The following is a 12,618-nucleotide window of genomic DNA, read 5'->3' as shown; positions in this document are numbered from 1 at the left end:
AGATTAAAGAAATTATTTTGTGAACCCAAAATACCTACAATATGAAAAAGTTGTTTTATTTCGTTCTGGTTTTCGCTTTAATGTACCGCAGCGCTGTAGCGCAGGAAAGCTCACAGTACTTGGTGATAGAATTCATCAAGGTATCTTCAAGCCAAATGGTTGATTATTCCGAGAACAAGGATTTCCTGGAAAAAATCTACCAGCAAGCGGTAAAACAAGGAGATGTTCAAGGTTGGGATTTATGGTCATTACAGTCAGGGCCTGACCAAGGTGGCTTCCAATATGTCACTATTACCTATTACGATGATCCTGTCAAAATGATGAACGGCATGACCGATGACAATTTTATCAATTATGCCAAACGGGCCTATTCAAGTGACATGAGCGAAATCGAAATCGCTAAAGAAGTCGAGAAAATCAAGAACAACCGTGATCTGGCCATGCGCGCGTACATGACCGTGGTGGCCAAAACAAAAGATGACTTCGACATGAAACCGGGCGTACTTGCCTCCTTTGACCTCATGAAAGCCACAGAAGGTCAATTTAACGAGTATGAACACGTAGAAGAAGATTTGTACCAGCCCTTCCACCAAAAGAAAGTAGAGGCTAACATGATGGGGAGCTGGAAATTTCTTCGCACAGCTGTCCCCATGGGCAGTGAAGCCGAATACACCCATATGACGCTAAATTTCTACGACAATTACATGCAGTTCTTTAATTCAATGGAATACGAGGATATGGAAGCCTCTGAGGAACAACTGGTAGCCATGGAAGAAGGACTCAGTTCAAGGGACCAAAAGTGGGTTTATATGGCTACCCTGATCAAGGCCATTCGGTAGTTTAAGTCTTCACATAGAAGCGAACCTGACTTTCCAAAAGTCAGGTTTTTTTATAGCCCAAAATCCGCAGATGCAGTATTTAGTTTGATCCTTTGCAGCATTGCGAGGCATATCAAAAAAAGGTAACTATAAGACAATATCTCCTTAATCCCCTCATCGGAGGAAAGCTATAAATTGAAAGTTTAAAACAAGTATATGAGACAATTATCAAAAACATCACGAAGGAGTTTTTTAAAAAAATCCGGCATTGCCACTGTTGGCTTTATGGGACTTTACCAGTTTGTCCAGCCCAATGCCCTTGCCAATACCATGAACGCTAATGCCGGGTATGGCGCACTTCTTCCCGACCCAGAAGGCATCCTTAACCTACCCAAGGGATTTTCTTATAAGGTCATTTCCAAAATAGGACAAGAAATGAGCGACGGCCTACTCACCCCGGGCAACCCAGATGGTATGGGTACATTTAAGGGTGAAAACGGCAAAGTGCTCATCGTCAGAAACCATGAAATCAGCCCTGACGATTTTGAAAAAGGAGCTTTTGGTAAAGAAAATGAGCGATTTACAAATGTTCCGGCTGACCTGTTTTATGAAACGGGTAAAGGGAAGCTGCCAGGACTGGGAGGCACCACCACCTTGGTTTACAATCCCAAAACAGGAGAAGTAGAGGATGAATTCCTGAGCTTGGCGGGCACCGTCAGAAACTGCGCCGGAGGCATTACCCCTTGGAACAGCTGGTTGACCTGCGAAGAATCCACCGTCAAGACGGGCGCATATGATGGAAGACTAGACCTTAACCATGGCTATGTATTCGAAGTCAATGCCTCTGCCGACAAGAAACTAAACAAGGCCATTCCTATCAAAGAGATGGGGAGGTTTAACCATGAAGCTGTTGCTGTCGATCCCAAAACCAGCATCGTTTACCTTACCGAAGATCGGGGTGATGGATTATTTTACCGGTTTATTCCAAACGAACCCGGCAAACTGTACAATGGAGGAAGATTGCAAGCCTTGGCCATCTTGGAAGAAAAAAGCCGTGATACCAGAAACTGGAGTGACTTGGACACACCGAAGTTTCAAAAAAACCATCCTTACAAAGTCTCTTGGATTGACCTAGAGGACATTGATGCCCCTGAAGATGATTTGAGGCATCGGGGATTTGAGCAGGGCGCAGCTTGTTTTGCGAGAGGCGAAGGCATTTGGTTTGGTGATGGTGAGCTCTATTTTGCCTGCACCAATGGCGGGGAAATTGCCGCTGGCCAAGTATTCCGCTACACCCCAGGAGCCAATGAAGGCAAACCTAATGACCATACCACCCCAGGCACTTTGGAGCTATTTGCGGAGCCTAATGACAAAGAAATCCTAAAAAGCTGCGACAATGTCGCCATCGCTCCGTGGGGAGACCTCTTGCTCTGTGAGGATGATAAGCATCCATTTGTCGTGGGCATCACCCCAAAAGGCGAATACTATAAACTGGCCGAAAACATAGGCTTCAGGACAGAATTTGCCGGAGGAGTATTTTCCCCTGATGGATCCACCTACTTCGTCAATATCCAAGGAGCGGGACTTACCCTCGCCATTACAGGTCCTTGGGGACAGAGGGCTTAAACCCACATTCAATGTCGTTTAGTTAAGGGGATTTCCTTCTTTTCATATACCTAAAAGTCCTTTTTTTGATTGACTTTGGCTGGGGAAACCTGATCATCCTGGTGGATTTTATCCTTTTCCTTTTTTCCCCCGAAAGCCTTCGGGGCAGGCTATTGATGAAAAAAGAAAGAAAAAAATCCAGGCCGGTGGTATGCCCTTTAAAATGGGACATGGATTTACCCTGCGACGTGGATCCCTCACCCATTTTAATTTCCACCCGATGGCTACGGCCTAAAAGTGAGTGGGCCTCGCTGTTCCACGACGCGAGCCAACTCACTTTCTTAACGGCCTCCACCATCGGCTGGAAAACAGGCATACCAAGGGCCGGAATAAGGAAGCGATACCTTTTTGGGACTTATTAACTGAATTCGCCTTGCAGGTATTGGGCGTTAAGAAATTAAATAGCGGGTGGGCAAGAAGGCAGGCTTGTTTGACGAAATACTAGCCAAAAAGAATATTGGCAGCTAGAAAAGGAGGAGTTTGCCTGCATGAGGGGAGGTTTTAATTTTAGCCCAATAGCTGCACACCTGTGCGCCGTGGCGTAGCGGCGGGGTTTTTTGGTTACTTTTTTGACCTGAAGCAAAAAAGTAACAAAGGTAAAGAGATGAAAACCACCTAGGGATTTAGCTAGAAAAATTAAACCAATATTTCCAGACACATACTAACTAAACGACATTGATAAAACGGGTTAAACTTGATCAGCATTAACCCTTAGATATACTTTACCCCCGAGCCATTTCCTTTTTTGGAGATGGCTCTTTTATTACTTAAGAATTGTTGTGGGCTTCTTTTGATCGTCAATGGCCACTAGGGTGAATGTACCACTAATGGCTTTTTCCCTTCCCTCTTCATACATCTGCTCGATAAAAATATCCACTTGGACTTTAAGGCTGGTCTTGCCGAGATGTACAATATGTGCCACCAGTTCAATAATTGTTCCCGCAGGAATAGGAACTGTAAAATCAATCTTATCACTACTCACCGTCACCATCCGCTGGCGACTGAATCTCGTCGCTGCAATAAAGGCGACTTCATCCATCATATGCATGGCAGTGCCGCCAAAAAGCGTATCATAATGATTTACCGTATTGGGAAATACAGCCTTAAAAACCCTCGTTTCTGCTTTTTTGATTTTTTCTTCAAGTGTGTTCATTCTTCTTTTTCAAGTGCCAATAGATGTGTGGTATCTCCGCTTCTGTTTTGCAAAGGAAACACATGAATGGCACAAATATAGGTAGTCTGGTCTTTTTTGTAATTGAGCAGCCTGGCTTTAAAAGGCTTTTCTTCTTTTAGTTTTTCCCTGATACGCCTTTTGGCCAAAGGGGAGGTTAAAGGCCCTTGCAGAAAATCTGGTTTTTTGCCAATGGCGTAATGGGCAGTATAATGTGTCATCTTCCTAAAACCAGCGTTCACCCAGAGAATCTTCTTGCTGAGATCTGTCAATACGATCGATTCATAAGCGTGCACATTCAGGTCAGGAAATGACTTCCAGCCAAATTTCCTTTTGTAATATGCCAGTACCTTATGATCCTTAGCTTTTTGATCCGAGCGTACTTCCAGCAAAAAACTACTGGCATAAATATCCCAGGATCGCAGTGGCGCACTATAATGTAAAGGTTGCTTTTTAGAATAACTCATATATCAAACAAATAAATCCGGACAATTCTAAAACTGCCCGGATCAATAAATTGTTTAAGATACTGCCACATCTGTGGCCATCTCCGCCCTGAGTTTTTTGGCAGCATCCACCATCCGTTTCAGCGCTTCCTCAGTTTCTTCCCAACCTCTGGTCTTAAGGCCGCAGTCTGGATTTACCCATAACTGTTGATACGGCACTACCGCTTTGGCTTTCTCTAACAAGGACACCATCTCTGCCGTAGAAGGCACCCTAGGGGAATGGATATCATAGACCCCAGGGCCAATGTCATTGGGATAGTTAAACGCCGCAAAGGCATCCAGCAATTCCATCTGAGAACGAGAACACTCGATGGTAATCACATCGGCATCCATCGCTGCAATATGTTCAATGATATCATTAAACTCAGAATAACACATATGAGTATGGATTTGCGTAATATCTTCTACCCCCGAAGCAGAAATCCTGAAGCATTCCACTGCCCAATGCAGGTAGTTGTCCCAATCCGCATGTCTGAGCGGTAGTCCTTCGCGCAAAGCAGGCTCATCAATCTGAATGACGTGAATCCCCGCATTTTCCAAATCTTTCACCTCTTCACGAATGGCCAATGCAATTTGCTGGCAAGTAGTTTTTCTCGGTTGGTCATTGCGGACAAAAGACCATTGTAATATCGTAACCGGTCCTGTCAGCATCCCCTTTACAGGCTTATCCGTCAGTGATTGGGCAAATTTCGTCCAAAATAAGGTCATTGGCTCAGCCCTTGAAACATCTCCATAGATGATGGGAGGTTTTACGCACCTGGAACCGTAACTCTGTACCCATCCGTTTTGGGTAAAAGCAAAACCTTCAAGTTTTTCTCCAAAATACTCCACCATATCATTACGCTCAAATTCTCCATGAACCAAAACATCCAAATCCATCTCTTCTTGCCATCGGATCGCTTTTTCAGTGGCGGCTTTGATGTTGTCGTCATATTGATTTTCAGTCAATATTCCTCTCTTCAGTTGAGAACGCCACTGACGTACCTCCTTGGTCTGGGGAAAAGAACCAATGGTAGTAGTGGCAAAGTATGGCAAATCAAGGTGTTTAGCCTGAAGTGCTTTGCGGCTTGAAAAAGAATTTTTCCGCTTGCCATGTATTGGACGAAGCCCAGCCACGGCTTCTTGTACAATTGGCTTATGAATCTGAATGCTGGTTGCTTTGCTGCGCAATGCCTCTTTGTTCCCTTCCAGCAATGCTTTGTGCTGCGCCGAGAAACTGTCCATTGCAATTGCCCTTAATTCAGCGATCTCATTTACCTTTTGGCGGGCAAAAGCCAGCCAGCTTTTAAGTGCTGCGCTTAACGATTCCTCATCAGACTCTTCCTCCAGGTCACAGGGACTGTGGAGCAATGAACAGCTGGAACCAATAAGCAGACGGTCGTCCTGCTTATTGTCACGAGCCTTACTGATCAGTTCCAAGGATGCTTGGTAATCATTTTTCCAGATATTTCTACCATCTACGACACCAAGGGATAAGCTCATATTAGGAGGTATTGCCTCCAGAACTGCATCTAGCTGCTCCGGTGCGCGAACCAAATCCACGTGAAGTCCACAAACGGGCAATCCCGCCACAAACCCTAGGTTATCACCCAGTGAGCCAAAATACGTGGTCAATAGTATTTTTAGTCCAGGAACTGCTTTTTTGATTTCTCCATAAGCCCACTGTACCGCTGACTTCTCGTCATCACCAAGATCCATTGCCAAAAATGGTTCGTCGATCTGCACCCAATCAGCATTTAGCGCTTCCAGCTTCTTCAGTACATCGATGTAAACAGGCAATAGCTGCTTCAACAGATCAAGACGGTGGAATCCATCCTCTTTTTCCTTCCCCAAAAGCAAAAATGAAACCGGCCCCAATAGGACGGGCTTGGTATGGACCCCCAATCGCTTGGCCTCTTTAAATTCATCAAGAACTTTTGTGGAAAAAAGTTTGAACTGTTGGCCTTTGGTAAACTCCGGAACGATATAATGATAATTGGTGTCAAACCATTTGGTCATTTCCATCGCAATAATGTCAAGCCCTTCCTTTTGATAGCCTCGAGCCATCGCAAAATACAGGTCAATTTCCGGTTTTTTCTGTTCGGTGAGAATTTCATGGTACCGCTCGGGAATGGCCCCTACTGTAAATGCCATGTCCAATACCTGATCATAAAAAGAGAAATCATTTGAAGGAATCAGGTCCAATCCCGCTTCCTGCTGCAACTTCCAGTTGGTCTCCCGAATTTCCTCAGCAGTTTTCTTAAGGTCATTTAGCGGGATTTTACCGGCCCAGTAAGCCTCACAGGCTTTTTTTAATTGTCTTTTGCTACCAATTCGCGGGTAGCCAAGATTGTGCGTTAGCATAGTTTTAAACTTTTAACGTGATAAATAATTCGTCAAAAGCCCTTCGCCACACTTTACAATGCTTTTGGAATGATATGAAGAGACTGAAAAATAGACATACTTTTCCCTTGGGCATATGACTCCCAGAGAAGAAAGGAAAAGCGTGTGTACCTGACAGTAGCTTCAAATCGCGAAAGCATTGTCACCCCTATCCACACGAGATGGATAAGTCAATACAGGCAGGTCTCCTGGCTCATGACATTCTTGCCGTCCTTCCCATTCTGAAAGAGATCAGAACAGTGGACAACCAAGGGCAAGAACTTTTTAGTCACTCACAGTTGCGCGACAGCCCGTGATTTTCACACGGTTCCCTATTATCCCCGACCGTAGTCGGCGACCTATATTGGTTATTGAGGTAAATATGAAAAGAACTTTGGCTGCAAATATAGGGATAAGAATTGGATTTAGCGTAGAAATAATTTTTACGGCCAGGGAAATAGCTTCTAAACTGCTAGTAGTGAGATGTCAACCTGAGCGGAGTCGAAGGCTAGGCGTTGGACCTCGACTCGGCTCGGTCTTAGGCTTTTTATAACTTCATAGTGTTAAAAGTAATTTTTCTGTTTTTACGGCCTGAAGAAACCTGGACGATCTGATCTGTCCAAATATTTTCGGCTTAGGTTTGACACATGTTTTTCGTAAATTAGGGACGTAACCACCGTCTAATTTCAAACGAATGACTACTACACAAATCGGACTAGGGATGGCGGCACTTGGCCGACCTGAATACATCAATATCAACCCATCAGACCAACGAGAAAAGTCTGAAGCTGCATTCTTTCGTCACACCCTCAACGTCTTGGATGAAGCCTATAAATCCGGCATAAGGTATTTTGATACGGCTGCATCCTATGGAAAGGGAGAGTCGTTCTTACTGAACTGGCACCAAACAAGAAAGCACCAAGATGTCATGTTCGGGTCCAAATGGGGCTACACCTATGCCGCTGATTGGAAGCTGGGCTATGAAGGCAAACATGAAATCAAAGAACACAGCTTGGAAAAACTGGAAGAACAGTGGAGCTATTCCCAGAAATTGTGTCCCGCACTTGGCATTTACCATATCCATTCGGCCACGATAGCATCTGGCGTGCTGGAGGACGAAGCCGTTTTGGAGAAATTGGCTGAGATCAAACGTTCCTCAGAGATCCTTATCGGACTGAGTTCGAGCGGTGCGGAGCAACAAGAGGTACTGGAACAAGCAATGGACATCGCTGTGGACGACACGCCTTTGTTTGAAACTTTTCAAGTGACATTTAATGTACTGGAACAATCCACCCTCCCCTTCCTCGAACATGCTCAAACAAACGGGGTAAAAATTATCGTCAAAGAAGCATTGGCAAATGGACGAATATTCCCTAATGACGCTTATCCTCATTACAAAAAAGCCTATACTTACCTCTCAGAACTAGCTGCCAAATACCAAGTGGGCATTGATGCCATTGCACTTCGATTCTGCATGGACAAGATCCATCCTGCCTATGTCCTGAGCGGGGCCAGCACAGTTTCTCAGTTGACAGCAAACCTAAAGGCCAATACTTTCCAGCTTTCCGAAGATGAATTGGACACCCTCTCTAGATTTGCCGTAATGCCTAAAGATTATTGGCAGGAGCGATCACAACTTGAATGGAGTTAGAAAAGCCTATGATATTTTTTGAAATAGTTGAAAATTCTGTTTTCTTTGCACCACTATAATTGCCAAATGGCATTAGACACCCCAGAATGTATTCCACTTGGGACTGGGAAGTGATATAGTGAAAGTTTGAGCTAGTATTCTAAACTATCCAAACGTGAATCGGAGTGTAGCGCAGCCCGGTAGCGTACTTGCATGGGGTGCAAGGGGTCGTGGGTTCGAATCCCGCCACTCCGACGAAAACGGGTACATTTACCACCAAAACCCTTCAAATCGTATGATTTGAAGGTTTTTTTGTTTTTTACATAGCAAAAAACCACATACAATTTCAAAGAAAATGAGACCTATTCGGTGAGCCAAAATAATTTCCTATTTTGGGTCCCGTTTTAGAACATAAATCACTGACCTACAGAAGTTTCCTGATCTCTAAATTCGGGTGTTTTTGGGCCATTTTGGGCATAAAAACATTGACTTTTGGGACCCTTTTTATGGTTTCCATAACTAACCTTAAAAATTGTATGAAAATTACAAATTCATTACGGAGTACGAACACCACCTGAGGACTTTTAAGCCCAAAGACCACCGTCGTAGACCGGTGGCAAACAACGGGGTGATGAAACACCTTATCAGGTTGAAAAAGCTCATGACCTTGGCCTTTAGAATGGAATGGATAAAAAAGGATCCCTTTCTCAATTATAAGTTCAGGTATAAAAAGGTCCAGTGACAATTTCTGGAAATGGAAGAACTGTCCAGAATTGAATCAAAGAAATTTTCCATTCCCCGACTGGACTGGGTCAGGGATCTGTTTGTGTTCAGTTGTTACATGGGTCTGGTTTCCTGTGAAGTAGAGGCCCTAAGTAGTAACACCTTCATGGCCCCGAGAAAATCACTTTCAGGTCCACAGCGGTACGTTTCTTTAGTAGAGGCATTGACAATGCCCAGAGGCTCTGATGCGGAGGATTGCCCTGACCTCCGCTCGGATCCGTCCCAACCCTGCGCAGTGTTCAATGATCATAACTTGGAGGTTTATAACGGTGTTATCCCTTCATGGACTCCCGGTGATCTTTAAATTAGTAGGCATAAAAAAACAATATTTTCCAAGCTCTACTGGCCAGCACACTTATTTTCCCCTAAGTCTTCCTATATGTTCCAAAACAACATCTGCCCTCCATTGAACCGGTTTCCTGGGCACTGTAATGACCTTATAACCAAAACCAGAATAGGTCTCCAACATCCTATCAAAAGTATGGACAGCTTCCGCCCAATCCTGTTTCCGTTCACTGTCCTTTTGGTAGATTTCCTTCCAAGGCGGAAGGATAAATACCGTTGGATTATACCTCCATTTTTTGGCATAAGCCTGCATCCTTTTACTTATGGGTGACTGGATAAGTTCCCCGTAGCATATCGCATCCAAAAATCCCCGGTCAAAAAAGATCGGGGTCAGCTTATCCTCCCTATTACAGGCTTCCTTAAAACCCATAACGGAACGTTCAAACATGATGTCCCTATACAATTCCCTGTCCCGCCAGGGAAGGGCATTGCCGTCCTTTGCCTGCTGTTCACGTATCAGTTCACGGGCGATTTCAGGGACCGTTTTATACCCCCTTTTCCTTAGCTCCTGCAAGAGTGCTGTTTTCCCCACCCCGGGGCCACCTGTGATGACATAAAAGTTGTTTTGTATCCTTGGCCTTTCCATTTTTTTTAAAATTTGTGTTTACTCGGAAATTATAAAAGGACATCCCCATCTCGTTCGTCTTTTCACAGATACCTACGCTTGTAAACCAGCTGTACGAGACCCGTGTCAAATGGTTGGGCATTTACCAGTTCAAACCGTTGTTCAGGTCTTCCTTCCTTGAACAGCCTGGTCCCTTCACCGAGCAGAATGGGCACGACCGAAATGGTCATTTTATCTACCAGGTCGTGCTTCAACAATTCATTAATGATTTCTGAACCTCCATCACAGTAAATGTCCTTTCCTTCCCCGCCCTTTAGCTTTCTCACCAATTCAACCAGCCCATTGGAATGAAAGGCCACCTTACCCTCGGCTGGCCTGGCCGTTCTGGTAATGACAAAAACATCCCGTTCGCCGTTATCATAATGTGCAGGACCAATGTGCTGCAGTACATAATCATACGTCTTTCTCCCCACGATGACCGTATCCACCGTTTCTGTGAATGCGGCATAGCCATAATCTTCCCCTTCCTTTTCTACAATGGACAGAAAACTAAGGTCATCATGAGGGCCGGCAATAAATCCATCCAGGCTGGTAGCTATAAAAAGGCAAAGTTTTCTCATAGTGCTTGTTTTGCCCAAAAAAACCAATCTTCAGGCACTTGGACAAATTATGGTCATCAACTGTCACATTTTAATTGACAAACATTTTTGTCCCTTTCCTCCCAAAGCAAATTAAACTTAACGGACAATGACCATGTGGGCATGCCCTAAAACCGGTAGGCCCTAATGGTATTATCGCAACAGTCACGAATGCTATTCAATGGAAAGGCTCACCCCTCCCTGGGTGTCGAATTTTTGGGGGCGCCCAGTGGAAAGCATCCACCGGTCGTAGGTGGCTTTGGCCAGCCATTGTACCTGATAGTCATCCGCCAACGCCGGGGCCTCAGCAGCCTGAAGGGCAAGTGTATGGGCAAGTTCATATAGTGAACTGTCCTTCATGGGGTTGTGATGAAGGATAAAGGCCGCATGGAATTTGTCCCTGGGCCGCTCAACCTGCCCCATATCGACCAATTGCCTGACCTGGACCAGACGCAGGCTGTCACGCAACTTCATTTGCGCCTTAAATGGCGGCAAGTAAAACTTGAGGTTCATCCTGTCCCCTTGGTCGGTCCCATGGGCGTATCGCAGGTCCTCCCCAATCGTACCCGAACGGATAATTGACTCGGGCATTGGCTTGAAAAGCCCTAACACCAGTCCAGCCAAGGCCATGGCCAGAATGGCGAATGCCGTTGTAAGACGTCGCCAAGCAAACTTCTTGCTTATCAGCATAACAACGCCGAAGACCACCATATACAGCAAAACAGCAAACACCAGTGCCAGTAGCAAAAAGGCAAACAATGGATAGTGGTAAGAAAGGTAGCCGATGGCCAACAGGCAGATACCGTGGATGATGTGTTTTTTATTCATTTCCATACTTTTTTGTTACTGTCACTTCGTTGGGCTACTGATCAATTATCCACTTTTGGACACTCTTTGTGCGCCCCTGTACACCCTCCTTTGCGCTACATTATATAAATTGAACTGAAGATAATGCGCTGACCGCCCTTCCGTTGAAATAGGGAGCTTTACGAAGCAACGAATTGATTAATCGAGCTTTTTAACCAGTAAATATTCCAAGAATGGTACCGAAATGCATATCAAGGAAGATGCTGATAAGACAACCACATTCCGTAAGGTGGTTTAATTTGTCCCGGGGATTATTTAGTTTTGAATGAAGTTTTAGATATTTATAGATACCTTTCCAAAACGTGCTGGCATAAACCACGTGGATACGCAATATTGGTTTCACCCGGAAAGCCCAATCAAACTTCGATGGAAAAGATTCCAGTCAGGCAAATCAAAGAACCACATTCTACAAAAAGCTTTAATATCATAAAGCTGGAGAGTTTGCTTTCTGACAATGACATGGTTCAGAAGGCACACAGGCACAATTTCTTTTTTGCGTTGTTTCTGAAGGACGGAAGTGGCGAACATCTGATTGATTTCACATCATACCCTGTCCATAAAAATACCGTTTACTTTATACGTCCTGGACAAGTGCACCAACTCACCCTTAAAAAGGGCAGTACTGGATATTTGATACAGTTTAATCGGGATTTTTATTCCACCAAAGAAGGACCTGAACACCTCTTACTCCGTAAAATCAGCTACAGAAACTACTGTCACTTGGATGGCGGTAAATTCCAGAAACCGTATTCCCTTCTCGCTAACATCTATGAGGAATACTCTAAAAACCGGGAATGGTATCTGGAAGCAATCAAAGCAAACTTAAAAGTCCTTTTCATTGAAATTTTAAGGCATGGCACGTTTCCCAAAGAGGTTTCAAATGCCAGCCTATATGAACAAGACCGACTTGAAGAACTTTTGGAGCTTTTGCAGCGCAACATTACAAGCCATAAACAAGTAGCCGATTATGCACAATTGATGCACCTTTCACCGTTTCAACTCAATAAAATAACCAAAGAAACGCTTGGAAAAACCTGTTCAAAAATCATTACCGAGCAAATCTTACTTGAAGCAAAAAGGAGCCTGCTGGGGACAAACAATCAAATAACAGAAATTGCCCATAGCCTAGGGTACGATGATACCTCCTATTTTATCCGTTTTTTCAAAAAACACATAGGATTTACTCCCGAGGGTTACAGAGAGAAGTTTAAATAAGTCCTGCACAACTTCATTTTTATCCTATTTCCATTCGATTAACCTACATTAACT

13 protein-coding genes, 1 tRNA gene and 1 riboswitch are annotated in these 12,618 nt (G+C 44.3%); of the genes, 7 read left to right on the top strand and 7 right to left on the bottom strand.

What is annotated here, in order from left to right:
* The first annotated feature begins 41 nt into the window (after window positions 1–41).
* Both FDP09_RS11890 and FDP09_RS11885 read left to right on the top strand, forming a co-directional pair.
* Entirely contained in the window at window positions 42–839 is a 798-nt protein-coding gene (locus FDP09_RS11890) for a hypothetical protein (RefSeq protein ID WP_229683524.1), read from the top strand.
* A 195-nt stretch (window positions 840–1,034) separates the two neighbouring features.
* On the top strand, window positions 1,035–2,444 hold the full coding sequence (locus tag FDP09_RS11885) for an alkaline phosphatase PhoX (protein ID WP_137402872.1): 1,410 nt from the start codon (window positions 1,035–1,037) through the stop codon (window positions 2,442–2,444).
* 22 nt (window positions 2,445–2,466) lie between these two features.
* Here FDP09_RS11885 and FDP09_RS11880 read toward each other — a convergent pair whose 3' ends face one another.
* The 4 genes from FDP09_RS11880 to metE form a co-directional block, all read right to left on the bottom strand.
* Window positions 2,467–2,799 (bottom strand): hypothetical protein, encoded by a 333-nt coding sequence (locus FDP09_RS11880; RefSeq protein ID WP_137402871.1) that lies wholly within the window; start codon window positions 2,797–2,799, stop codon window positions 2,467–2,469.
* 447 nt (window positions 2,800–3,246) lie between these two features.
* Complete coding sequence (locus FDP09_RS11875) at window positions 3,247–3,636, bottom strand: acyl-CoA thioesterase (RefSeq protein ID WP_137402870.1); 390 nt, start codon at window positions 3,634–3,636, stop codon at window positions 3,247–3,249.
* Complete coding sequence (locus FDP09_RS11870; RefSeq protein WP_137402869.1) at window positions 3,633–4,121, bottom strand: PAS domain-containing protein; 489 nt, start codon at window positions 4,119–4,121, stop codon at window positions 3,633–3,635. Before FDP09_RS11870 ends, FDP09_RS11875 begins: the two co-directional genes overlap by 4 nt.
* Window positions 4,122–4,175: 54 nt before the next feature.
* Window positions 4,176–6,503 carry a 5-methyltetrahydropteroyltriglutamate--homocysteine S-methyltransferase gene (metE, locus tag FDP09_RS11865; protein WP_137402868.1) on the bottom strand — a complete coding sequence of 776 codons (2,328 nt, stop codon included), beginning with the start codon at window positions 6,501–6,503 and terminating at the stop codon, window positions 4,176–4,178.
* A 200-nt stretch (window positions 6,504–6,703) separates the two neighbouring features.
* Window positions 6,704–6,899: riboswitch (cobalamin riboswitch) on the bottom strand.
* 316 nt (window positions 6,900–7,215) lie between these two features.
* On the opposite strand from metE, the gene FDP09_RS11860 reads away from it, so the two are divergent.
* The 4 genes from FDP09_RS11860 to FDP09_RS11845 all read left to right on the top strand — a co-directional run bounded on the left by FDP09_RS11860 (window position 7,216) and on the right by FDP09_RS11845 (window position 9,238).
* Window positions 7,216–8,172, top strand: a complete 957-nt coding sequence (locus FDP09_RS11860) for an aldo/keto reductase (RefSeq protein WP_137402867.1) — start codon at window positions 7,216–7,218, stop codon at window positions 8,170–8,172.
* Between the two features lie 160 nt (window positions 8,173–8,332).
* Window positions 8,333–8,406: transfer RNA gene (locus FDP09_RS11855), tRNA-Pro, on the top strand.
* Between the two features lie 277 nt (window positions 8,407–8,683).
* The gene (locus FDP09_RS11850; protein WP_137402866.1) at window positions 8,684–8,893 is read left to right on the top strand and encodes a phage integrase SAM-like domain-containing protein; all 210 of its coding nucleotides are present in this window, start codon (window positions 8,684–8,686) and stop codon (window positions 8,891–8,893) included.
* Between the two features lie 12 nt (window positions 8,894–8,905).
* Window positions 8,906–9,238, top strand: coding sequence for a site-specific integrase (locus tag FDP09_RS11845; RefSeq protein WP_137402865.1), 333 nt, complete (start codon window positions 8,906–8,908; stop codon window positions 9,236–9,238).
* A 51-nt stretch (window positions 9,239–9,289) separates the two neighbouring features.
* Here FDP09_RS11845 and FDP09_RS11840 read toward each other — a convergent pair whose 3' ends face one another.
* The 3 genes from FDP09_RS11840 to FDP09_RS11830 all read right to left on the bottom strand — a co-directional run bounded on the left by FDP09_RS11840 (window position 9,290) and on the right by FDP09_RS11830 (window position 11,310).
* Entirely contained in the window at window positions 9,290–9,865 is a 576-nt protein-coding gene (locus tag FDP09_RS11840; protein WP_137402864.1) for an AAA family ATPase, read from the bottom strand.
* 62 nt (window positions 9,866–9,927) lie between these two features.
* Entirely contained in the window at window positions 9,928–10,464 is a 537-nt protein-coding gene (locus FDP09_RS11835) for a dihydrofolate reductase family protein (protein WP_137402863.1), read from the bottom strand.
* A gap of 192 nt (window positions 10,465–10,656) precedes the next feature.
* Window positions 10,657–11,310 (bottom strand): hypothetical protein, encoded by a 654-nt coding sequence (locus FDP09_RS11830; protein WP_137402862.1) that lies wholly within the window; start codon window positions 11,308–11,310, stop codon window positions 10,657–10,659.
* Between the two features lie 405 nt (window positions 11,311–11,715).
* Between FDP09_RS11830 and FDP09_RS11825 the strand changes: the two genes are divergently transcribed.
* On the top strand, window positions 11,716–12,564 hold the full coding sequence (locus tag FDP09_RS11825; RefSeq protein WP_137402861.1) for an AraC family transcriptional regulator: 849 nt from the start codon (window positions 11,716–11,718) through the stop codon (window positions 12,562–12,564).
* Window positions 12,565–12,618: the final 54 nt, after the last annotated feature.

Source organism: Echinicola rosea, assembly GCF_005281475.1.
Taxonomy (GTDB): domain Bacteria; phylum Bacteroidota; class Bacteroidia; order Cytophagales; family Cyclobacteriaceae; genus Echinicola; species Echinicola rosea.
The sequence above is the reverse complement of the archived record's forward strand: the minus strand, read 5'-3'. Positions and strand labels throughout refer to the sequence as shown.